This is a genomic window from Nocardia asteroides, from assembly GCA_019930625.1.
Taxonomy (GTDB): Bacteria; Actinomycetota; Actinomycetes; order Mycobacteriales; family Mycobacteriaceae; genus Nocardia; species Nocardia sputi.
This window is the reverse complement of the sequence record CP082844.1, coordinates 1,733,557-1,755,281: the sequence shown is the minus strand read 5'-3', so window position 1 is coordinate 1,755,281 and position 21,725 is coordinate 1,733,557. Positions and strand designations below refer to the sequence as shown.

The following is a 21,725-nucleotide window of genomic DNA, read 5'->3' as shown; positions in this document are numbered from 1 at the left end:
ACGTCACCGAGGACGTCGTGGTCGGGTCCGCGAGCGTTACTGGGGACGGAATCGAGCCAGCGGACGGCGACTCTCCTGAGCACGCATTCCGCGCATGGCAAGACCGCTGCCTCATATGAGGCAGCGGTCTTGTGTGGCGTCTCCTATGGGCGGGTTACTTCGGTGGCGTGGAGGTTGCGCAGGGTGCCGTCACCGGCCTCGTACTGGGACGGGTAGAGCAGTTGCACGGACACAGGCAGCGGCGTGCCGGGCTCGATCGTGTGGGTGTCGTCCGGCGCAGCGATGACGACGGATCCGTCGGTTCCGTCCTTGATCACCTTGTACCACTGAGTCTGCTGAGGATTGATGCGGGTTCCGGGCGGTACGTCGAAGCGGATCTCCCACCACACCACCCGCTGCTCGTGGGCGGCCAGCGTGAGCTCATAGCTGATGATCCACCCCTGCGCGTCCTCTGGCCACGTCTGGGCCCACTGCCCCATGATCACGGGCATGACGGTGACGGGAGGCCGATCGACCTCGGTGGTGACCGAGCCGGAGTGCTGCTTGGCGGTATTGGCCCGGGACGGGGAGGTGATCAGGCTGGTGCAGGTGAGCCTGCCCTCGTACTGCGGGTCGATGGTGCCTGCCAGGTTGATGATCGCCTTGCCACCCTTGGGCAGGTCGATCGGCACGTGCAAGCCGTTCCGGACCGAACCGGGGCCGCAGACGGCACCGTTCTCGGCCTGGCAGGTCAGCTCCAGGTCGGTCAGCTCCGTCGGGACAGCGCCCTCCAGCATGGCGTCGGGGGCGTCGTTGGGGCCGAGATTCTGTACGCCGATGGTGTAGGCGATCCGGTGGCCCGATTGCGCCGTCTGTGGGCCGCTCATCTGCAGCGGCATTTCCGCGGGCAGGGTCACCTTGAGGTTCTTGATCCGGTGAGACGCGGTCGCGCTGCCCGTTCCGGCCGCGAAGCCCAGCTTGAAGGTCTCCGGCACGGGTGGCTGACCGGCAGCGCCTGCGAGATCGAAGTTGTCGATCAACACGGTGCCGTTGGGGTTGGCTTTGTCGGCATGGCGAACGGTCAGTCGGCCGCCGATGATGGAGATCTGGATGTGAGCGCCGTGCTCCCACGACCCGCGGAATCCGCCCGGTACCTGAACGCCGGTGAGCCAGCGGAACCCCTCCCGCAGGCTGCCGGCTCCGCGTACCCCGACGGTATTGGGTCGTTGCGCGCCGCCTTCCGTACCGGCGAGCGGCGTGCCGAAATTCCCGAAGTTGTCGAAGCCGACGCCCACGAACCCGGCTGTGACTCCCGGCGCGACGATGTGCGTCGGTGACGACTTCGTGAAGGAGTAGCCGAGCGCGCCGCCGAGGCCGCCGGGCTGTGTCGTGTGCGCGCCGTCGATCACGTAGACGCTGAATCCGTCGCCGAGCGTGGCTCCTCCCTCACAGGAGTAGTCGAAGTCGATGGTGACGCCGAGCGTGGACGAGAACGGCTGATCGAGAAACGCCGTCCCGGCCTGGGAATTGGCGTTGGGGGTGAGCTCCAGGCTGCCGCCGCTCAGCCGCGCGCTGCCCAGCAACTGCCAGTGCGGGTTGGTCACGGTGTCCTGGGTGAACGATTCGACGATCGGGAACTGTGCTTGCTGGATGGTGACAGGCGCATACGTCGTCATAGTCGAATCCTCCTCGGCCGATATGCCATGGATGGGTGATCGCGCCACGCAGATTTGACCGGTACTGCGCAATGGAGGTAACGCATTCGATCTCACCGAAACCAGGGTCCGGAATCCCGCGCATCTTGATGCGGAACCGCTACATAACTGCAGCTGAGATGAGTTGTGCGGAAATATGAAGGAGGATCGGACCCTACAATAGCTGCTTTGCTGCTGCCGTCAGCCTCGTGCCATATCCACGAAGCGCGACAAATGCAGCTGGTGTGCGACGGTGATCGTCGCGGTAGGGCCGTTACGGTGCTTCCCCAAGATCAGGTCGGCCTCACCGCCGCGCGGGTCGTCGCGCTCGAAGGCATCGGGCCGATGCAACAGGATGACCATATCGGCATCCTGTTCCAAACTCCCGGACTCGCGGAGATCGGACACCATGGGGCGCTTGTCGGTTCGCTGTTCGGGACCGCGGTTGAGCTGGCTGATCGCGACGACGGGAACTTCGAGTTCCTTGGCCAGGAGCTTCAAATTGCGGGAGAAATCCGAGACTTCCTGCTGGCGGGATTCGACCTTCTTACCGGAGGTCATCAGCTGGAGGTAGTCCACCACAACGAGTTTGAGGTCGTGGCGTTGCTTGAGACGCCGCGCTTTGGCCCGGATCTCCATCATGGTCAGGTTCGGCGAATCGTCCACGAACAACGGCGCCTCGCTGATCTCACTCATCCGCCGCGCCAGCTTGGTCCAGTCGTCGTCGCTCATCCGCCCGGAGCGCATATCCCCGAGCTTGATCTTCGCCTCCGCCGACAACAACCGCATGACGATCTCGGTACGACTCATCTCCAACGAGAAAATGACACTCGCCAAGCCATGCTTGATCGAGCAACTACGCATGAAATCCATTCCTAGGGTCGATTTGCCAACCCCAGGCCGGGCCGCGACGATGATCATCTGGCCCGGGTGCAGGCCGTTGGTGATCTCGTCGAGTTCGGTGAAACCGGTGGGGACGCCGAGGGAGATGCCGCCGCGGCTGGCGATGGAGTCGATCTCGTCCATCGTGGGCTGGAGCAGTTCTTCGAGGGGGAGGAAGTCTTCGCTGGTGCGGCGTTCGGTGACTTCGTAGACCTCGGCTTGCGCGCGGTCGACCACCTCGGCGATGTCATGGCCGTCGGCGCCCGCGTAGCCGTACTGGACGATGCGAGTGCCTGCCTCGACGAGGCGGCGCAGAATGGCTTTTTCCGCAACGATTTCCGCGTAGTAGCTGGCGTTGGCCGCGGTGGGCACAGTCTGTGTGAGGGTGACCAGATAGGGCGCGCCGCCGATGCGCTTGAGCTCGCCACGCCGGTCCAGGCCCGCGGCGACGGTTACCGGGTCGGCGGGCTCCCCGCGCCCGTAGAGATCGAGGATCGTGTCGTAGACAGCCTGGTGGGCGGGACGGTAGAAATCGCCGGGACGAATCACCTCGACGACGTCGGCGATGGCGTCCTTGCTCAACAGCATGCCGCCGAGCACCGACTGCTCGGCCGCCATGTCGTGCGGAGGCTGGCGGCCGAAGTCTTCGCCGGGGGGTTCGGGCGGGAATCCCGTATGCCCGCGGTCATCGGTGGTTGTCACCAGACTCGACCGTCCTCTCTACCCCACGACCGGGTTTCACCCCGTTGACTCGTTCTACTCCCGGGCACCGACACGTTCACCGAAGCCGCTGACCAGGGCTCCAGCTACCGACGTGGCACCCATCCGTGCACGCGGTCGGGACCGGTCCGCGCACGGCGATGCGACGAACCTAGGCGACTCAGCGGGTGTGTACCAAACCGAGGTGTGCACACAGCTGTGGATAACTTGGGGAGAGTTCACCCAACGGTGTGCACCCCCTGTGTACAACTTGGGGAAAACCCAGGTGGGCAGGCTCGAATACGCAGATAGATAGCGACTTCCGCGTTCATCCCCGTGTGGATTAATGAAGTACCGGCGTGTCGGCCAAGTTGAACAGCCGGGCGTGTTGGGTTAACAGCACGTGAGCCACTTATGGCTTGAATCACATTGCGGGCGGTCGGTTCGGTCAGTAATCCACAGGCTGGGAAATGAAGTACCGGCGCGAAGTGTGGCGAGGCCCAGATTGTCCCGAATAGCGCCGTCTAATGTTTGGCAAACAATTGGCTATCAATCGGTTCCGGGCAGCAGGGCACAGCCGAAGACCACTCCCATCCGAAAGAGGGGAGCGGTCCTCGACGTAATGCCTGGATCAGGCGGCGGTGACCGTGAGGTCGAACTTCGCCACCACATCCGGGTGCAGGTGCACCACGATGGCGTGCTTGCCGGTCGTCTTGATGTGCGCCTTCGGCAGCTCGATGCTGCGCTTGTCGACGACGGGGCCACCCGCCGCCTTGACGGCCGCGGCGACGTCCGACTGGGTCACCGAGCCGAACAGCTTGCCGGTGCCCGCGGTCTTGACCGCCAGCGAGACCGACTCCAGGCCCTCGAGGGCCTGCTTCAGTTCGTTGGCGTGGTCCAGGTCGCGGACCCGACGGGCTTCCTGCGCCCGGCGGATGCCCTCGACCTGCTTCTGCGCGCCACGGCTGGCCACGATCGCCAGGCCGCGCGGCAGCAGGTAGTTGCGGCCGTAGCCGTCCTTGACCTCCACGGTGTCGCCGGGGGCACCGAGGTTGTCCACATCAGCAGTCAGAATCAACTTCATTTGCGTGCTCCCCTTTCTCAGCGAGCCGTCGACACGTAAGGCAGCAGCGCGACCTCACGCGAGTTCTTGACCGCAACCGCGACATCGCGCTGGTGCTGCACGCAGTTGCCGGTGACGCGGCGGGCGCGGATCTTGCCGCGGTCGCTGACGTACTTGCGCAGCAACGCCGTGTCCTTGTAATCGATCGTGACAGTTCCGGTCTTGCTCTCCTTGCAGAACGAGCAAGCCTTCTTCTTGAGCACCTTTTCGCGCGCGGGCGCTTTAGGCATGGTCTTGTACTCCGTAATCAGTGATGGCCCTATTCGAGCGGGCCGTTGTGGCCGTTCTCAGAACGGCGGTTCGTCATCCATGCGGCCGCCGCCCCCGAAGGAGCCGGCCGCGGGCGCACTGCCCCAAGGGTCGTCCTCGGCACCGCCGGAACGCCCACCGCTACCACCGGAGGAGGCGTAGTTGCCACCGCTGCCGGACCCGGAGCCGGCCCCGAAGCCGCCGCCACCGCTGCCGCGACTGGTCTTGTTGACCTTCGCGGTGGCGTAGCGCAGCGAGGGACCGACCTCGTCGACCTCGAGCTCGACGACCGTGCGCTTCTCACCCTCGCGGGTTTCGTAGGAGCGCTGCTTGAGTCGTCCGCTCACGATGACACGGGAACCTCTGGTCAGGCTTTCGGCGACATTTTCGGCGGCCTCGCGCCAGATATTGCAGCGCAGGAACAGCGCTTCGCCGTCTTTCCATTCGTTCGAATTACGGTCGAACACCCGAGGGGTCGACGCGACGGTGAAATTCGCCACCGCCGCTCCCGCCGGTGTGAATCGAAGCTCCGGGTCGGCCGTCAGATTGCCGATGACCGTGATGACCGTGTCGCCTGCCATGTGGTTCCTCCTGCTCGGTGTGCAGTCCGCGTCTCGCTGTTGCGCTAGAGCCTAAGCACAGGCTCCGACGCAAACGAGGGTTGCCGGACTACTTGTCGTGGCGCAGAACCTTGGTGCGCAGCACCGACTCGTTGAGACCGAGCTGGCGGTCGAGTTCGCTCACGGTGGCGGGCTCGGCGGTCAGATCGACCACGGCGTAGATGCCCTCGGCGTGCTTGGCGATCTCGTAGGCGAGCCGGCGGCGGCCCCAGATGTCGACCTTGTCGATCTTGCCGCCTTCGGTGCGAACGACACTGAGCAGGTTGTCCAGCGACGGACCAACAGTGCGCTCGTCCAGGCTCGGATCGAGAATGACCATCACTTCGTAATGACGCACGGACCAATCACCTCCTGTGGACTAGGAAACGGCCACGGACGGTCCGTGGCAGGAGGGTTCGTTGCGTCAGCAACCCGAACAGGCTACATGAGCGGCGCCTGAGCAGTGAAATCGCCCCGGGCCGGGCGCCCGTGGGCGCGTGAGGTCGGTCCTGGAGTTCGCATTCGTAGGGAGGGAATGGAGGCACGGCCGAGCGGGTCCGCTTAGGGTGGATCCATGCCGACCGGACCCGCCGCCAGCGACCTGCCCGCGGGCGGTGTGCGACGCCGCGCGGCGCTGGCCGCGGTGGTGGTCTTGCTCTGTGGTCTCGTTCTGGCGCTGGCGTACGCGAACAAGGCGCGGTGTGCGGGGGAGCCGTTCGATCGAGACGGTCGCAGCACGGCATTCGACGTCATCAAGGATTCGGACGTCTGCTACTCGGACATCCAGTACCTCTGGCTCGGCAGAGACATCAACGAGCACGTCTTCCCATATGTGAGTGGCGGCATCACCGGCGACGGCGCCCTGGTCGGCGGCGCGGTGGAATACCCGGTGCTCAGCGGCGTGCTGATGTGGCTCGGCGCGGTCGGAGCGGACAACGACGCCGATTTCCTGCGGTACTCCGCGCTGCTGCTGGCGCCCTTCGCGCTGCTGACCGCGTGGATGCTGGCTCGCCTGGCCGGAGGCGCCGCCCTGCTGTGGGCGGCCGGACCTCCGCTGGTGCTGTATGCCTTCCACAACTGGGAACTGCCGGTCGTCTGCACGGCGGTGGCGGCCGTCTACGTGATGGCGGCGCTGACGCGCTACTCCGTGCGTACCAGGGGAATCGTGGCCGCAGTGCTGCTCGGCCTCGGGTTCTGTCTCAAGCTGTACCCGGGAATCTTCGTGTTGCCGCTGCTGGCGTATGTGCTCACCGGAGGCGACGAACGCGACCCGGAACAGCCCGACGGCGGGCTCGACGTCCGTGGCGCTCTGCTCACCGCGGCCGCGGCGATCGGCACCGTCGTCGCGGTGAACCTGCCGTTCGCGGTGGTGGGTTACGAGGGCTGGCGCGCGTCGATCACCTTCCAGCAATTGCGTCAGGCCGATATCACCACGAATTCCATCTGGTATTGGGGACTGCGGCCGATGTTCGGGCCGGACGCGCACAGCGAGGCGGCGTTCCAGCAGGTGGTCTCGGTCGCCTCGCCGCTGCTGGTGATCGCGGCGTTCGCGTTGGCCATGTGGCTGGGCTGGAAGCGTTACCTGAGGACCGGGGTGTTCGGGTGGGTCGGGGTGAGCGGGGCGATGCTGTGTGGGTTCCTGCTGTTCCACAAGGTGCATTCGCCGCAGTACACCTTGTGGCTGGTGCCGTTCCTGGTGCTGCTCGAGGTGCCCTGGTGGTTGATCGGCAGCTATCTCGTCGCCGACGCGGCCATCGGGGTGGGGGTCTTCCGCTACTTCTACTCGATGGGTTCGGGCACCTCGGTAGAGGTGATGGAGAACGTCGTCCAATTCGGTGTGTGGGGGCGCGCGAGCCTGCTGATCGTGCTGTTCTTCGTGTTCTTGTGGGCGTGGCCGCGCGGTTACCGCGCGAGGTCGCGCCCGGCGTCGCGGTCCGACCCGCGCAATCTGGTGCCGGTGGTCTAAGGGCCACCGTGCCGGGCCCGGAAGGCGGCGCTCTTGGCGCGGTTACCGCACAGCGTCATGTCGCACCAGCGGCGGGAGCCGCCCCGGGAGGTGTCCACGTACAGCCGGGTGCACGCGGGTCTGCCGCACTCCTTGATCAGTGCCGTGCTGCCCAGTAACTCGATCGCGGACCGGGCGACGGCGGCCAAGGCCGCGTCGGCGTCGCCGCGGTGGCTGACGCTGCCGTCGGCGCGCAGGCTGATCGAGGGCGGTGCGCCGTCGGCGAAATCGTTGACGGTCCGGCGGTCGGTGTCGGTGCAGGGGTTCCCCTGTGCGGCGGCGAGCGCTGCGCGATAGACCGCCTCGCGGAGGCGCACCGCCCGCGCGAGGGTGCCGGCGTCACTGTGCGGGGGATGGTCGAGCAGGCCCGCGGCGACGATCCAGTCGGCGAGCGCGGCGGGAGCGACGAGGACGTCATCGAACGTGGTCGAGCGCGCCTTGACAGTGCCCGCGAAGTCCAAAGCGAGGTTGCCGCTCACGAAGGTGAACATCCTCTCATGCTAACCGCCTTGACAGGTTAGTCTGTCTACTGTCACCGTGATAACCACCCGAGGTGGTTATTCAGGGAGGCGCCGTGCAGAGTCGATTCGCGATGGTGGCAACGCAGCCGCTGTTCGTCGTGCTGTGGAGCAGTGCCTTCGTCGCCGGTGTGATCGGAGTCGGCGCCGCGCCACCGCTACTGGTGTTGTTCGCACGCTTCGCCATCGCCGGAGTGCTGCTCACGGCCTACGCTGTCGCGACCCGGGTCACCTGGCCGCGGGGCAACCAGCTGCGCCACGTGTTCGTCGCCGGGTTGTCGGTGCAGATGGTCCAGTTCGGCGCCTTCTACACGGCGATGGCCGAGCATGTCCCGGCGGCGGTGATCGCGTTGGTCCAGGGCTTGAATCCGGTGGTCATCGCGCTGTGCGCCGGACTGATCGGCGAGACCGTCACGATGCGGCAGTGGTTCGGCTTCGGCATCGGCGGAATCGGCGTAGCACTGGCCGTGTTCGACCAATCCCACTTCTCCGTGCTCGGGTTGCTGTTGTGCGTCGTGGGGCTGCTCGGCCTGAGCATCGGCACCGTGTACCAGAAGCGGTTCACGCCCACGGTCGATCCCCGCGCTTCCACGGCGCTGCACGTGGTGGTCAGCGCGCCGATCGCGGGAGCGCTGGCCTGGCTGTCGGGCCAAGTGCACGTGTCGGACGCGGGCCGGTTCGCCGGTTCGCTCACCTGGATGGTTCTGGTGAACTCCGTCGCCGCGTTCCTGCTGCTCAACGCCATGCTGCGCCGGTGGGACGCGACCAGGGTGGGCAAGCTGTTCTTCGCGACGCCCGCGGTGACCGCGATCCTCGCGTGGCTGCTGATCGATCAGCCGTTGCGTCTGCTGACGGTCGCCGGGCTCGGCATCGGCTTGATCGGCCTGGTGTTCGCCGCACGCACCCCAGTGCGGTCGAGGGTCGCGGCGGATGAGCCCGTGGCCGCGGTGCGCTGACCTATTTGCGCCCGCTCTGCCACTGCATGCCCCATTGGTAGGCCTGGTCGAGTTCGCGCTGGGCACCGTGTACGTAATGCACTTCCCGGTGCACGGTGATGCCTGCCCCCTGGTTCTGCAGCAGGGCGATCGCGCATGAGCGAGCGCCGTCCACCGGTGAATCGAGGCGGACCTCGATCTGCGGCCCCGAGGTGGGGTAGAGCGTCACCACGCCGTCGGCTGCCGCCCAGTTGGGCACCCCGTCGTAGATGAGGGCGAAGATCAGGATGCGCCGGAACAGCTCGGGCCGGGCGAGGTTGATGTGCATGTTCTCGCCCGTCGTGGCGGAACCGCTGCGATCGTCGCCGTCCAGCTCGATGTACGGCTCGACCTCCAGTGCGCCGAAATTCCGGCCGATCGCCTGGACGACGCCTTTGGCGCCGTTGGCGAGTTCGTAGAGACAGCCGAGGTCCAGGTCGACGGGCTTGGAGCGGCGAAAGAACCCTTTGGATCCGCTCGACCAGTTCAGGTTGACCCGCATGGTGCCCTGCTGCTCACCCGGCTTGGTCAGGTTGATGCTCGGCGTCGCCTTCGACAGGGTCACCTTGGACAGGTTCGCGCCGCCGGGGTTGTTGCCGATCGCCATGGCGATCCCCTCCGTGGAAACGAGAGCGGCAGCGGCCATCCCTCGGGATGGGGCCGCTGCCGCAACGGGTCTTTCGGCTGCTTGCCGGGAATCAGCCTACCGGCGTCGGTTCCCGTTCGCTGTCCAGTTCTTCTTCCTCCGCACCACGGTTGCGGACGATGCTGGTGATGAACGCCGCACCGATGAACGCGACGCCGATGAGGCCGGTGACGAGCTCGTTGACGTGCACCCCGATCGAGATCAGCAGGATCGCCGCCAGCGCACCGATCGCCCAGTGCGCGCCGTGCTCGAGGTAGACGTACTCCGACAGGGTGCCCTTGCGGACCAGGTACACCGTGATGGACCGGACGAACATGGCGCCGATCAGGCCCAGGCCGAGCGCGATGATGATCGGGTCGGAGGTGATGGCGAACGCGCCGATCACGCCGTCGAAGGAGAACGACGCGTCGAGCACCTCGAGGTACAGGAACAGGAAGAAGCCCGCTTTACCGGTGGCCTTGGCCAGCTTGGAGGGACCGCCTTCGGTGTACTCCTCGGTGTGGAACATCGAGCCCAGACCGTCCACCGCGATGTAGGTGATCATGCCGAGCAGGCCCGCCGCCAGCACGGTCGAACGGTGCGCCTCGTCGGCGAGGAATTCCGCGGTGAGGATCAGGCCGCCGCCCGCGACGACCACCGAGAGCATGTCCAACTTGCCCGCCTTGGCCAGCGGCCGCTCCAGCCAGGACAGCCAGGTGACTTCGCGCTCCTCGAAGATGAAGTTGAGGAACAGCAGCGCCAGGAACATGCCGCCGAACGCCGCGATCTGCGGGTGCGCGTCGGTGAGCAGTTTCTCGTAGCTCGGGCTGCCGTCCGGGAAGGTGAGGGCGTCGTCCGGGGGCGGGTTGAGGGCCAGGTCGAAGGCTTCCACGGGATTCAGGCCCGCCGTGATCCACACGATGGCCAGCGGAAAGACCAGCCGCATGCCGAACACGGCGATCAACACGCCGATCGTGAGGAAGATCCGTTGCCAGAAGGCACTCATGCGTTCGAGCACGGTGGCGTTGATCACGGCGTTGTCGAACGACAGCGACACCTCGAGGATGCCGAGGATGACGACGAGCGCGAGGGCGGTCGGTCCGCCGTACAACACCGCCACGACCAGGGAGACCGCCGTGACGAGGAAGGACATGCCGAATATGCGCAGGACCACGCTGGGACCTTTCATGAAGTGAAAACGAGGCGGCGACGTTTGCTACCAGCGTGGCTGCTGGATCGCCGGTTGTCCAACGCTGCCCCCGGGCGCCGGCATGCCAGGGTCGCACGACGAAGGGGGCCCGTCGCCGGGCCCCCTGCGAACAGCGAGGTTCCTCAGACGTTCACACCGTAGTCACGGGCGATGCCGGCCAGCCCGGAGGCGTAGCCCTGGCCGATTGCGCGGAACTTCCACTCCGCACCGTTACGGTACAGCTCGCCGAAGACCATGGCGGTCTCGGTCGAGGCGTCTTCGGTGAGGTCGTAGCGGGCCAGCTCCTCGCCGTTGCTGCGGTCCACGACGCGGATGTAGGCGTTGCGGACCTGTCCGAAGGACTGCGACCGGGAGTCGGCGTCGTAGATCGAGACCGGGAAGAAGATGCTCTCGATCGTGGGCGGGGTGTTCGTCAGGTCGACGTTGATGACCTCGTCGTCGCCCTCACCTTCGCCCGTCCGGTTGTCGCCGACGTGCTCGATCGCGCCCTCGGGGGAACGCAGGTTGTTGAAGAAGACGAAGTGCTGGTCGGACAGGACCTTCTTGTCCGCGCCGGTCGCGATGGCGCTGGCGTCGAGGTCGAAGTCGGTGCCGGTGGTGGTCCGCACATCCCACCCGAGGCCGACTGCAACAGCAGTGAGGTTAGGCGCCGCCTTGGTCAGCGAGACATTGCCGCCCTTGGACAAACTGACACCCATGCGGGATTCCCTTTCAATAGTCCGTCATTGGTTCCCAGCATGTCCGAATCGCCGGGTACGCCTTACGACAGTAGTAGGTTTCCGCGAACTTGCGTAGGAACCGGCGTAACCCTCGCCGAACAGGAAGATCTCCTACCATCGGGGCGTGGCTGGCCGGAGGCGCGGATGGTTCCGTTCGTCGGGAAACGACGAGTGGATCGAGCACGCCCGCGCTAGGCTGGCCTCCGCGTTTCTCGACATGGACCGGCGCCAGAGCGCGTCCGACGCGGCGGTGCACGCAGCCGATCAGGTTTTCCCCCAGCGAGGGTCGGGCGCGCGCTGGGAACCGGTGCGCCGCGGATGCTATGCCGCCGGGGAGGCGTACCTGACGCTGAGCGCGGAATTGGAGACCGCGCAGCACGGCGGCCCGCCGATACCGCAGGGGCAGCAGCGCGTCGACGCCGTGGTACGGCAACTGGCCGAGGCGGCGCGCGCGGTCGACGAGTTCTATCGCGGTGACCAGATCCGGCTGGAGGAGGCGGTCGCCGTGCTCGGGGCGGTGCCGCGGTTGGCTCAGCAGGTGAAGAGCGCCGCGGCCGGCGTGCGCGCCCAGGCCGCCGAATCGGAGTTCGCGAACTATCCCTCGGTGCGTGAACGCGCCACCGCGGTCGATGAGGCGCTGGTCACATTGGAGGCGACAAGTTCCGCCACGCCCGCGGGCACGGTGCGGGAGGCGGCGAATCGGCTGGAGGCGGCCACCAAGGAGTTGGCGGATGCGTTGGCGCAAGCTCCATCTCGCGCCGCGGCCGCAAACACCGCGATCTCCTCGGTGACAACCCGGCTTGCCGCCGTCCGGACCAGGGCGGAAGGAGTTCCGCCCGCGTTCTCGGCGCTGCTGCGCGAGTTCAATGCTGCGAGTTCGGCCGATCTGGCTAACAATGAGCGGGAAAGCCAGCGAGCCATCGAGGCCGCGGACGCGGCCCTGGGCAGGGCGCGTGCGGCGGCGGCAGAGAACAATCCGGAGTTTGCACTTGATCTGACCACCTCCGCGCGCGGGTTCCTCACCGAGGCCGAGCAGCGGGTCGACGCCGTCACCAAGCGGCTCACTTTGCTGCGTGCGATCCGGTCCGACCCGCAAGAACACGCCAAGGCCGTACGATTCCGGCTGCGGGACGCGCAGATGCTCGCGGTGAGCCGCGGGCTGGTCGCCGAATGGGGTTCGGTGCTCGACGCGCAAGCAGTACGGATCGACCGAATCAGCGAAACACTGTCGGGGCGTCACCCCGACTACTGGGCCTATGTGGCGGAATTGGATGCCGTCACCGACTTCATAGCCGGGGTAGTGGATCGAATGAGAAAACAAGCAGGACCACGACGAGAATGAGGATGGGGCAACGATGACCGCAGGCATCGCCGTCCAGCAGGAGGTTTCCCTGCGGAAGCGAATGCCGCTGCGCCACTTCCGGCAGTTGCACGGCCCAGAGGCGAGGCGACTCTTCCACCGGCAGCCCGAGCCGTTCGGCGACGACCACACCGACCGCGAGCTACTCGCGATCGGGCTCGGCGCGACGCTGTACGCGCCCGCGACCAGGCCCGACCTCGCGCTGACCATCGGCAGGCGCGCCGGGCACGGTGTGTGTTCGATGGTGATCGACCTCGAGGACGCGGTGGCCGATCACGAGGTGGAGTACGCCAAGCAGCAGACCGTCGCCGCGCTGGATCTGCTCGCCGACAGCCACGACGCCAACCCCCTGTTGTTCGTGCGGGTGCGCGACGCGGACACGATCACCGAGCTCATCGAGCAGCTCGGACGGGGTGCCGAGGTGCTGACCGGCTTCGTGTTCCCGAAGTTCGACAGCGTCACCGGACCGAAGTACCTCAACGCGCTGAACATCGCGGCCCAGCGGGTGGACCGGCCGCTGTACGGGATGCCGGTGCTGGAGTCGCCGGGGCTGGTGCATCGGGAGACTCGCGATTACGAGCTCACCCAGATCGCGGCGCTGCTGGCCGCGCACCGGGAGCGGGTGCTCGCGGTGCGGGTCGGCGCGACCGACATGTGCTCGACGTTCGGCATCCGGCGCGACCGCGACCTGACCATCTACGACGTGCGCGTGGTCGCCGATGTCATCGCCGACATCGTGAACTACCTGGGACGTGCGGATGGAACGGGGTTCATCATCACCGGGCCGGTGTGGGAGTACTTCGCCGACCACGAACGGATGTTCCGGCCGCTGCTGCGGACCGCGCCGTTCGAGGAATCCGACGCGGTGCCGTTCCGGCAGTACCTGGTCAGCCGCGACCTCGACGGCTTGCTGCGGGAGATCACGCTGGACCGGGCCAACGGCATTCAGGGCAAGACGGTGATCCATCCGTCGCACGTGGCCGCCGTGCACGCGCTGTCGGTGGTGACGCACGAGGAGTACTCGGACGCGCTGGACATCCTCCGGGAGGACGCAGGGGGCGTGGCGGCCTCCGGCTACCGGAACAAGATGAACGAGATGCGGCCGCATCGCAGCTGGGCGCGCCAGACCCTGTTGCGCGCGCGAGTCTTCGGAGTGGCGAACAAGGGAGTGTCCTTCGTGGATCTGCTGACGGCGTTGGTCACCGTATGAGCCGGACCGGCACCGAACTGGGTAACAACGAGATACCTTGGGCGACAAGGAATTTGGGCATCGATCTGCATCACGATCCGGTGCGCGAACTTGATTCGGATCGGCTGCGTTCGGCGCGATTGCCGATCACGGCCCTGGTGCAGCCGGGCGTTCGCCGCAACAATCGGCGCCGGGCGCACCTGCTGGTGTCCACCGTGCTCGGCAAGCACCTGCCCACCGATCCGCGGGTCGTGCTCGGGGCGGGCGATCACCTGGGCGATCTGGTGCGCGCGGTGCTCGGGGACCGCGAAGCCGTCGTGCTCGGGTTCGCCGAGACCGCGACGGGGCTGGGTCACTGTGTGGCTGCCCGGATCGGCGCGAGTTGCTATCTCCATTCGACCCGGCGCGAGGTGCCGCACGCGCAGACGCTCGCCGGATTCGAGGAAGGGCATTCGCACGCCACCTCGCACCTGCTGCAACCCGCACCCGCGGAGGTCTTCGTCAACGATCTGCCGCTGGTGCTGGTCGACGACGAGATCTCGACCGGCGCCACCGCGCTCGATGCGGTGCGCGCGCTGCACGCCTTCTCGCCCCGCACCCATTACGTGCTCGCGTCGCTGGTCGATCTGCGCGATGGCGCCGACCGTGCCGAATTCGACGCCGCCGCCGAGCGACTCGGGGCCCGGATCGACACGGTCTGCCTCGCCACCGGCCGGGCGTCGCTGCCCGAAGGGCTGGTCGAAGCGGTCGGCGCACTTCCCGAACCACGGCTCAATCCGACTGCCCGGCATATCGGTTCGTTCCAGCGGGTCGAACTGCCCTGGCCCGCTTCGGTCCCGGAGGGCGGCAGGCACGGCATCCTCGCCTCCGACACCGAAGCGTTCGAGGCGGCGCTGCTGGAGGCGGGCGAGGTGCTCTCCGCCCGGCTCGGCGCCGAATTCCCGGGCCGGGCCGCCATCGTGCTCGGGCACGAAGAGCTGATGTATCTGCCACTTCGGTTGGCGGCGCTGCTCGCCGAGTCGGGGACACCCACGCGCTTCCAGACCACCACGCGATCACCCGCGTACGTGCTGGACGAGCCGGGGTATCCGCTGCGGCGGGGGTTCCGGTTCATCGCACCCGAGCCGGGTGATACCGCCCCCCGCTATCTGTACAACGCGCATTGGCCGGCGGATTCGCTCGACCTGTTCGAGGCGGACCTGGCGGGGCTCGACGAATCGTTCGCCGATCCGGCTCCGGAGGGTGGCGATGTCGTCGCCACGAGTGATGCGGTGGCGGGCGAGCGTGCGGCGAATCCGGTGCTCGTCGTCGTGGTCGATTCGCCTGCCGACACCGCGGCGTTGACGGCGGAGAACGGGCTGGTCGACGTGCTGACCGCCTCCGGGGCGGACGTGCTGCTCGCGGCACTGCGGGAGGCCGACCCGCGGCGGCTGCACGCCGAACGCGCGGAGGTGACCCGGGCGTGACGAGTACCAGAGTAGGGGCGCTGCCCACTCCGCTACATGGCCCGGAATTCGGCTCCTACGCGGCCGATGAGGTTTCCTGGCTGCTGAAGGACTTGTCGAACGTCGATCTCGAGGCCGACGTCGCCGAGCGGGAGCGGAAGATCCAGGCCGGGAAGGCGCACTACGCGGAGTCGCTGCCGATCGAGTATCAGCCGGACGCGTCGTATCGGTCGCTGTTCGACGAGGTGCTCGCCGAAAGCGCCGAACGGCTCGCGCTGGCCGTGGCGACCGTGTCCGAACTGGTCGTCGCCGAACGGGGCGATGACGTCGTCCTGGTGTCGCTGGCGCGAGCCGGCACGCCGGTCGGCATTCTGATGCGCCGTTGGCTGCGTGCGCGGCGCCCGGATCTCGAGGTGCCGCACTACGCGGTGTCGATCGTGCGAGATCGGGGCATCGACACGGTGGCGCTGGACTACCTGGCCGAACATCACGATCCGTCCTCCGTCGTGTTCGTGGACGGGTGGACGGGCAAGGGCGCGATCACCCGCGAGTTGACCGAGGCGCTGGAGGCCTACCACGCGGCCGGTGGTCCGCGCTTCGACGACGAGTTGGTTGTGCTGGCCGACCCTGGCCACTGCGTGCGCACCTACGGCACCCGCGACGATTTCCTGATCGCCTCGGCCTGCCTGAACTCGACGGTCTCCGGCTTGATCTCGCGCACCGTCCTCAACGACACCCTGATCGGCCCAGGCGATTTCCATGGCGCCAAGTTCTACCGTGAGTTGGCCGGTGACGACGTGTCCACGCGTCTGCTGGACACCGTGAGCGGCGCTTTCGGTGCGATCCGCGATCGGGTGCCCGCCGAAGTGGCCGCGATCCGCGCGAGTGACCGCACGCCCACCTGGACCGGGTGGGCATCGGTGGAACAGGTGCGCGAGCAGTACGGCATTTCCAGCGTGAACTTCGTGAAGCCCGGCGTCGGCGAGACCACGCGGGTGCTGCTGCGGCGGGTGCCGTGGCGGGTGCTGGTGCGCGAGGCGGACGCACCGGAGCACGCGCACATCCGGATGCTGGCCGCCGCCCGGGGTGTCCCCGTCGAAGTCGTCGCCGACCTGGCATATTCATGCATGGGATTGATCAAGGACGTGCAGCAGTGAACCTATCTCCGAGAACACACCGAAGACGTGCGCTGATCGCCACCGACCTGGACCGGACGATGATCTACTCGCGTAACGCCTTCAGCACCACCGCCGAGGTGCCGACGGTCTGCGTGGAGCATCTGGAAGGCGCGCCGCTGTCGTTCATGACCACCACCGCGGCGCTGCGGATGCAGACCCTGACCGAACCCGCCGCCGTCATTCCCACCACCACCCGCACCATCAAACAATTCGGGCGCATTCGCCTGCCCGGGGCGCCGTGGCGCTACGCGATCACCAGCAACGGCGGAAACATCCTGGTCGACGGCGTCCCCGACCTGAGCTGGCGCATCGATATCGACGCCAAGGTGCGCGCGGGCGGCGCCACTCTCTCCGAGGTGAGCAAGGAACTGCACGCCCGCATCGATGACTCGTGGGTCACCAAGTTCCGCGTGGCCGACCACCTGTTCTGCTACCTGGTGGTGAAGCCCAAAGACATCCCCGAGGGATTCTTGGCCGAGTGGGACGACTGGTGCCGTCCACGCGGCTGGTCGGCCTCCCAGCAGGGCCGCAAGATCTACACCATGCCGCAGGCGGTCTGCAAGAGCCGCGCGGTCTCCGAGGTGCGCAAACGTCTCTGGGACAGCGGGGAACTCGCCGACTCCGCGCGCACGCTCGCCGCGGGCGACGGCGCTCTCGACGCCGAAATGCTGCGCGCGGCCGACTCCGCCATCCGCCCCCGCCACGGCGAACTCGAACAACTCAACTGGACCCACCCCAACCTCACCATCACCCGAGCCACCGGCATCCTCGCGGGCGAGGAAATCATCAACTGGCTCATCAAGGCAGCTCCAGCGTCCCACGAGTAGTCGTCGAGTCGGCGGCGCTGTCGAAGGTGGATTTGAAGTTCGGGCATTCGACGAGGGGGTCGTGGGTGCAGGTGGAGGCGTGGCGGAGGCTGTCGCGCATGCGGATGAGGCGGGTGATGTCGTCGTCGAGTTGCTGTGCTTTCTGCGCCATGCGGGTGCGTAGTTCGGCGTCGGAGGGGGAGGCGCGCAGGAAGCGGGCGATCTCGGCGAGGGTGAAACCGGCGCCGCGGGCGCAGGCGATCAGGGCGAGGCGGCCGAGGATGTCGGGGTGGTAGGTGCGGCGCAGGCCATTGCGGCCGGTGGCGGCGATGAGCCCGCGCTTCTCGTAGAAACGCAGTGCGGAGGGCGCGAGGCCGGCGTGGTCGGCGACCTCGGCGATATCGAGCAGGTCGGTCATCGATTCTCCTTGACTTGAACCGCGCTTCAAGTCACAGACTAGCCCGCATGACAGTTCATCACCTCAATTGCGGATCGGTACGGCAGATCGAGCCCACCTACGACGGACCCGCGCCCGCCCACGCCGTGAACCACTGCTTGCTGGTCGAGACGGCATCCGCGGGTCTGGTGCTGGTCGAGACGGGCATCGGACTGGAGGACGTCCGCGACCCGGCGGGCACGCTCGGCGCCGACTGGGTCGCGCTGTCGCAGCCGGTCCTGTCCGAGGACGAGACCGCCGTCCGGCAGGTGCGGCGTCTCGGTTACGACCCCGAAGACGTGCGGCACGTCATCCTCACTCATCTCGACGTGGATCACTGCGGCGGATTGCCCGACTTCCCGCACGCGCGGGTCCATGTCCTCGCCGCCGAACTCGCGGCGGCGAAAGCGGAAGCTCCGAACTTCCGTTACCGGCCCGCGCACTGGGCACACGATCCGCACTGGGTCACCTACCCCTCGGACCCGACCGGACAATGGTTCGGCTTCAACGCGATCCAGCCGAAAGACCTGCCCGATGACTTCCAGCTCATCCCGCTGGGCGGCCATACCGCGGGCCACACCGGGGTCGCCGTCCGCGACGGGGAACGTTGGCTGCTGCACTGTGGCGACGCCTACTACTACCACCGCGAACTCGACGCGCGGCCGCAGCCGCACCCGATCCTGGACATCGTGCAGACCTCCTCCGAGGTCCATCACGATCTGCGAGTGGGCACCCAGGCACGGTTGCGCGAACTACGCCGCGATCACGGTCACGAAGTCACCTTGATCAGCGCGCACGATCCCTGGGAATTCCAGCGCCTCCGCTGACGTGGGGTCACCGTCGCCGCTGCCAGCACTGTGCCGTGTCGCCGAGATTCCACCACGAGACGTAGTCCGGGTCCTGGTCGAGCAGGGTCCATCCGGCCTCCAACGTGTCGAAGAAGGTCTCGTCGGCCGTGCGCCCGCCGCGTGGTTCGCCGATGTAGAGCAGCAGTGAGCCACCTGCCTCCTGGTAGGCAGTGAGAGACGACGAGGCCATGGGGTTTTCCCAGCCGGGCGGCCAGCAGAGGAACAAGACGTCTTCGGCATGGGCGGCGACGAGATCCGCCGTGGAGGAAGGCGGCGTGGCGGTGGGATGCCACGTCGCGGTTTGCCCGGCGGCGGCAGGGAACGCCGCGTTGATCGCGCGATCCGGTGGGTGCGAGTCGAAAGCGCTGGTCGGAACGCCGATTCGGGAGAGCTGATGCGCCCAATAGCCGCGACCCGAACCTATTTCCAGCACGGGCCTGCCTTGCGCGACATCCGCTACCCAGCGCAATGTCGCCGGAGAGGGAATCGCGTAGGCGTAGGCCGCTTGCAACACGATCTGCGCATAGGCCAGCCGCGCACTGCCTTTCGGGTTTCCGCAGTTCACCTCCGGACGGTTGGCACGCTCCCGCGGCCCGGGTGAGACCGCGGCGGCGACGATGTCCCAGTAGGGATTCGTGCTGGCGCCGCCGGTCAAGTAGTGCAGCAGGTGTAGGTCGAACGTGGCGTCGGCGATGTCGTCTCCGGTGCCGGGCAACCCGCATGCGGTGGACCAATAGTCGGCCACTCGCGGATACGCCGTCGCGAAGGTGGATTCGTCCTGGACCAGGTTCGTCAGCGCCGTGCGACGCTGCGGCGAGAGCGCCACGTCAGCCATGACCCGATTCTGCGCCGACCGTGGCCCGGCGCCGGTGCGGATCGGGACGAGTTCACCGTTCCGTCGCGAATCCTTTGCTGTCCGTATGTGATCCGCCCGCGAGCGCTGGTTGTTCTGACGCGGTTCGCCCGCTCACGGAGATTCACCCGCCGTCGGACACGAGTCCGCCGCGCATGTTCCACGCGTTTCAGTACTGCTGCTGCCCGGCCAACTGCTGCGCGATGAGCCCTTGCAGTCGTTGCAGGCCACCGACGGTGATGCCGCTCTGGATCTGTCCCTCGATGGTGCGCACCAGCATCGAGTCGCTGAGCACCTTCTCGCTGGACTGGATCAGTACGGTGCCCGCGCCGGTGAACTCGAATTGACGCTCCTCACCGGAGTTGACGCCGAGGCGCGCCGCACCGGCGGCCAGGAAGTCGGTGACCCACCGCTGGTCGTAGTGATGGCTCGGGGAAGGGCAGTCCGCCCAGCCGACCAGCGATTCCGGGTCCACGCGCAGCGGCGGCTCGGCGAACATGACCGGCCCGTTGGACGAGGCGAGGAACTTGCCGGTGCCGATGAGGGTGAGGAACCCGGGCACGATGGATTGGTTGAGCGACAACCCCGGCTCGAAGGCCAGCAGGTTCGCCGCCCGGATGGTCAGGTTGCCGTTGTCCTCGAGGTCATAGGAATTGATGTCGTAGCCGCGGTCGCCGATGATCAGCTTGCCGTGGCCCTCGGCGACGACGTAGTCGCCGGTGAACAGCGGCGCCGAGAACTGTTGCGACACCATGTGCAGCAAGCCGCCCTGCAACCCGTGGGAGAGCACCTGGAACCGCATGTCGCCGTAGTAGGCGATCATCGCGCCCTTACGCATGAACCACGGCTTGTTCAGGTCGATGCAGTACGCGTAGCTGTTTCCCGGGATGTTGTCGCTCTCACCGAGATTCATGGGATTGAGGATCTGGGACATACCCCTGCTCACAACTTCTCTTCGGAGGCCTGCACGTAAACGACGCCCTGCCCGGTGCAATGCAACTGCATGGCCTCGCCGGAACCGCGGCCCACGGCGTCTCGCCAGCTCAGCGCCGTCTTGAGCTCGGTCTGCACGTTGCCGTAGGCGGCGACGAAAGCCTGCGGGTCGACCACGATCGGATTCGGGCCGCCCACTTGCAGTTCCAGGAATCCGCCGTGCGCGAGCAGCACCGCCGCGCCCTGCCCGGACAGCTGGGTGGTGAACATGCCCTGTCCGGTCAACGCCCCTGAGGCGGCGCCACGCAGCGCTCCCATCAGGCCGCCGCCACCACCGCTTCCACCGCCCGAACTCATCACCGAGACCACCGAACTCTGCAACCCGGCGGTGTTGGCCAGCAGGCGCGAAGCCTCGACCCGCAACGCGGCGCCCGGCTGCATGTGCACCACCTGGACCTCCAGCCCAGCGAATCCGTAGTGCACCTCGCCGTTGCCCTGCGCCAACATGGTGCGCTCGTGCTCGCCTGCCATGGCGCGGCCCGCGAGACCCATCAGCCCGCCCATGCCGCCCATACCCTGCGCTCCCGGAATCTGGTGGGGCGCAAACGAAATATCGCCGGTGTAGAACAGCATCGCGCCGTTGCGCGCGACCACCCCGCCCGCCATTCCGACGTTTACTTTGACGACTTTGCTGTTGACCTTTTCGAACACCGCTCGCCCTACCGTTCCGCCGGTTGGATCAACACCACGCCCTGACCGTCCCAGCGCAGCGAGAACGCCTCACCCGCGTCCTGGCCGACGAAACTGCGCCACGACACGTCCGAGACGAAGGACTGGTTGAGGTTGCCGCGCGCCGCGACGAACGCGTCCGGATCCACGATCAGCGGGTACTGCGGGGAAACCTCCAGGTGGATGAGCGGACCGCCCGCGGAGAGCAGCGCGACCTGCCCCTGGCCGGACACGGTCGTCGTGAACAGGCCCTGCCCGCTGGACGCACCGCGCAATCCGGCGAAACGCACGTCGGTGCGCAGGTTTCCGGCGAACGCGAGCAGTTGTTGCGACTCCACCTGCAACGTCTCGTTGTTCAAGTCGACGACGGTGACGTTCTGGCCGTTGACCGCGAAGAACACCCGACCGTGACCGCCGCACTCCATCAGCGACAATTTCTCACCGGTGGCCTTGCGCTTCAGCCCGGCGACCACACCATCGCCTCCGCCGAAACCGGCCGCCTTGAACTGCACGTTTCCTTCGTAGGCAATCATCGAACCGGAGATCGCGCGGAGGCTGGTTCCGGCCAGATGAGCCTCGATCACCTTCTTCGATTGCTCGAACAGTTGCGCCATGGAGTGTTTGCCTGCTGTCTTGATCGGGAACACGGGGGATCGCCGCATTCCATTTGCG

At 66.9% G+C, this 21,725-nt stretch carries 23 protein-coding genes; 8 read left to right on the top strand and 15 right to left on the bottom strand.

The window, feature by feature from the left end:
* Nucleotides 1-143: 143 nt before the first annotated feature.
* The 6 genes from K8O92_08225 to rpsF all read right to left on the bottom strand — a co-directional run bounded on the left by K8O92_08225 (nucleotide 144) and on the right by rpsF (nucleotide 5,583).
* Nucleotides 144-1,655 (bottom strand): DUF11 domain-containing protein, encoded by a 1,512-nt coding sequence (locus tag K8O92_08225; protein ID UAK33887.1) that lies wholly within the window; start codon nucleotides 1,653-1,655, stop codon nucleotides 144-146.
* Nucleotides 1,656-1,874: 219 nt separating this feature from the next.
* Nucleotides 1,875-3,257 carry a replicative DNA helicase gene (gene dnaB, locus K8O92_08220; protein UAK33886.1) on the bottom strand — a complete coding sequence of 461 codons (1,383 nt, stop codon included), beginning with the start codon at nucleotides 3,255-3,257 and terminating at the stop codon, nucleotides 1,875-1,877.
* 628 nt (nucleotides 3,258-3,885) lie between these two features.
* Nucleotides 3,886-4,338 carry a 50S ribosomal protein L9 gene (rplI, locus tag K8O92_08215; GenBank protein ID UAK33885.1) on the bottom strand — a complete coding sequence of 151 codons (453 nt, stop codon included), beginning with the start codon at nucleotides 4,336-4,338 and terminating at the stop codon, nucleotides 3,886-3,888.
* A 17-nt stretch (nucleotides 4,339-4,355) separates the two neighbouring features.
* Nucleotides 4,356-4,607, bottom strand: coding sequence for a 30S ribosomal protein S18 (rpsR, locus tag K8O92_08210; GenBank protein ID UAK33884.1), 252 nt, complete (start codon nucleotides 4,605-4,607; stop codon nucleotides 4,356-4,358).
* A gap of 57 nt (nucleotides 4,608-4,664) precedes the next feature.
* Entirely contained in the window at nucleotides 4,665-5,207 is a 543-nt protein-coding gene (locus K8O92_08205; protein ID UAK33883.1) for a single-stranded DNA-binding protein, read from the bottom strand.
* Between the two features lie 88 nt (nucleotides 5,208-5,295).
* On the bottom strand, nucleotides 5,296-5,583 hold the full coding sequence (gene rpsF / locus K8O92_08200) for a 30S ribosomal protein S6 (protein ID UAK33882.1): 288 nt from the start codon (nucleotides 5,581-5,583) through the stop codon (nucleotides 5,296-5,298).
* Between the two features lie 216 nt (nucleotides 5,584-5,799).
* Here rpsF and K8O92_08195 point away from each other — a divergent pair, with 216 nt between their 5' ends.
* Entirely contained in the window at nucleotides 5,800-7,191 is a 1,392-nt protein-coding gene (locus K8O92_08195) for a hypothetical protein (protein UAK33881.1), read from the top strand.
* On the opposite strand, the gene K8O92_08190 is transcribed toward K8O92_08195, so the two are convergent.
* A complete protein-coding gene (locus K8O92_08190) occupies nucleotides 7,188-7,721 on the bottom strand; it encodes a CGNR zinc finger domain-containing protein (GenBank protein ID UAK33880.1) in 534 nt (177 codons plus the stop codon). The genes K8O92_08195 and K8O92_08190 overlap by 4 nt on opposite strands.
* Before the next feature lie 104 nt (nucleotides 7,722-7,825).
* Between K8O92_08190 and K8O92_08185 the strand changes: the two genes are divergently transcribed.
* A complete protein-coding gene (locus tag K8O92_08185) occupies nucleotides 7,826-8,704 on the top strand; it encodes a DMT family transporter (protein ID UAK35526.1) in 879 nt (292 codons plus the stop codon).
* A gap of 1 nt (nucleotide 8,705) precedes the next feature.
* Here the strand turns inward: K8O92_08185 and K8O92_08180 are convergent, their stop codons facing one another.
* The 3 genes from K8O92_08180 to K8O92_08170 all read right to left on the bottom strand — a co-directional run bounded on the left by K8O92_08180 (nucleotide 8,706) and on the right by K8O92_08170 (nucleotide 11,255).
* Nucleotides 8,706-9,329, bottom strand: a complete 624-nt coding sequence (locus K8O92_08180; protein UAK33879.1) for a Tellurium resistance — start codon at nucleotides 9,327-9,329, stop codon at nucleotides 8,706-8,708.
* 91 nt (nucleotides 9,330-9,420) lie between these two features.
* Entirely contained in the window at nucleotides 9,421-10,521 is a 1,101-nt protein-coding gene (locus tag K8O92_08175) for a DUF475 domain-containing protein (protein UAK35525.1), read from the bottom strand.
* Nucleotides 10,522-10,679: 158 nt separating this feature from the next.
* On the bottom strand, nucleotides 10,680-11,255 hold the full coding sequence (locus K8O92_08170) for a TerD family protein (GenBank protein ID UAK33878.1): 576 nt from the start codon (nucleotides 11,253-11,255) through the stop codon (nucleotides 10,680-10,682).
* Between the two features lie 238 nt (nucleotides 11,256-11,493).
* Here K8O92_08170 and K8O92_08165 point away from each other — a divergent pair, with 238 nt between their 5' ends.
* From K8O92_08165 to K8O92_08145, 5 genes are read left to right on the top strand one after another with little or no spacing between them, the layout of a single operon-like run.
* A complete protein-coding gene (locus tag K8O92_08165; GenBank protein ID UAK35524.1) occupies nucleotides 11,494-12,618 on the top strand; it encodes a hypothetical protein in 1,125 nt (374 codons plus the stop codon).
* Between the two features lie 13 nt (nucleotides 12,619-12,631).
* Nucleotides 12,632-13,846, top strand: coding sequence for an HpcH/HpaI aldolase/citrate lyase family protein (locus K8O92_08160; protein UAK33877.1), 1,215 nt, complete (start codon nucleotides 12,632-12,634; stop codon nucleotides 13,844-13,846).
* On the top strand, nucleotides 13,843-15,291 hold the full coding sequence (locus tag K8O92_08155; GenBank protein ID UAK33876.1) for a phosphoribosyltransferase family protein: 1,449 nt from the start codon (nucleotides 13,843-13,845) through the stop codon (nucleotides 15,289-15,291). Before K8O92_08160 ends, K8O92_08155 begins: the two co-directional genes overlap by 4 nt.
* 20 nt (nucleotides 15,292-15,311) lie before the next feature.
* On the top strand, nucleotides 15,312-16,427 hold the full coding sequence (locus K8O92_08150) for a cysteine protease StiP family protein (protein UAK35523.1): 1,116 nt from the start codon (nucleotides 15,312-15,314) through the stop codon (nucleotides 16,425-16,427).
* A 59-nt stretch (nucleotides 16,428-16,486) separates the two neighbouring features.
* Nucleotides 16,487-17,275 carry an HAD family hydrolase gene (locus K8O92_08145; protein UAK33875.1) on the top strand — a complete coding sequence of 263 codons (789 nt, stop codon included), beginning with the start codon at nucleotides 16,487-16,489 and terminating at the stop codon, nucleotides 17,273-17,275.
* Here the strand turns inward: K8O92_08145 and K8O92_08140 are convergent.
* Nucleotides 17,247-17,672, bottom strand: a complete 426-nt coding sequence (locus K8O92_08140) for a MerR family transcriptional regulator (GenBank protein UAK33874.1) — start codon at nucleotides 17,670-17,672, stop codon at nucleotides 17,247-17,249. The genes K8O92_08145 and K8O92_08140 overlap by 29 nt on opposite strands.
* A gap of 47 nt (nucleotides 17,673-17,719) precedes the next feature.
* Here K8O92_08140 and K8O92_08135 point away from each other — a divergent pair, with 47 nt between their 5' ends.
* Nucleotides 17,720-18,517, top strand: a complete 798-nt coding sequence (locus K8O92_08135; GenBank protein UAK33873.1) for an MBL fold metallo-hydrolase — start codon at nucleotides 17,720-17,722, stop codon at nucleotides 18,515-18,517.
* Between the two features lie 7 nt (nucleotides 18,518-18,524).
* On the opposite strand, the gene K8O92_08130 is transcribed toward K8O92_08135, so the two are convergent.
* From K8O92_08130 to K8O92_08115, 4 genes are all read right to left on the bottom strand, one after another.
* The gene (locus K8O92_08130) at nucleotides 18,525-19,373 is read right to left on the bottom strand and encodes a hypothetical protein (GenBank protein UAK33872.1); all 849 of its coding nucleotides are present in this window, start codon (nucleotides 19,371-19,373) and stop codon (nucleotides 18,525-18,527) included.
* A 187-nt stretch (nucleotides 19,374-19,560) separates the two neighbouring features.
* Complete coding sequence (locus tag K8O92_08125; protein UAK35522.1) at nucleotides 19,561-20,325, bottom strand: AIM24 family protein; 765 nt, start codon at nucleotides 20,323-20,325, stop codon at nucleotides 19,561-19,563.
* Nucleotides 20,326-20,333: 8 nt separating this feature from the next.
* Complete coding sequence (locus tag K8O92_08120; protein UAK33871.1) at nucleotides 20,334-21,035, bottom strand: AIM24 family protein; 702 nt, start codon at nucleotides 21,033-21,035, stop codon at nucleotides 20,334-20,336.
* An 8-nt stretch (nucleotides 21,036-21,043) separates the two neighbouring features.
* Nucleotides 21,044-21,667, bottom strand: a complete 624-nt coding sequence (locus K8O92_08115) for an AIM24 family protein (protein UAK35521.1) — start codon at nucleotides 21,665-21,667, stop codon at nucleotides 21,044-21,046.
* Nucleotides 21,668-21,725: the final 58 nt, after the last annotated feature.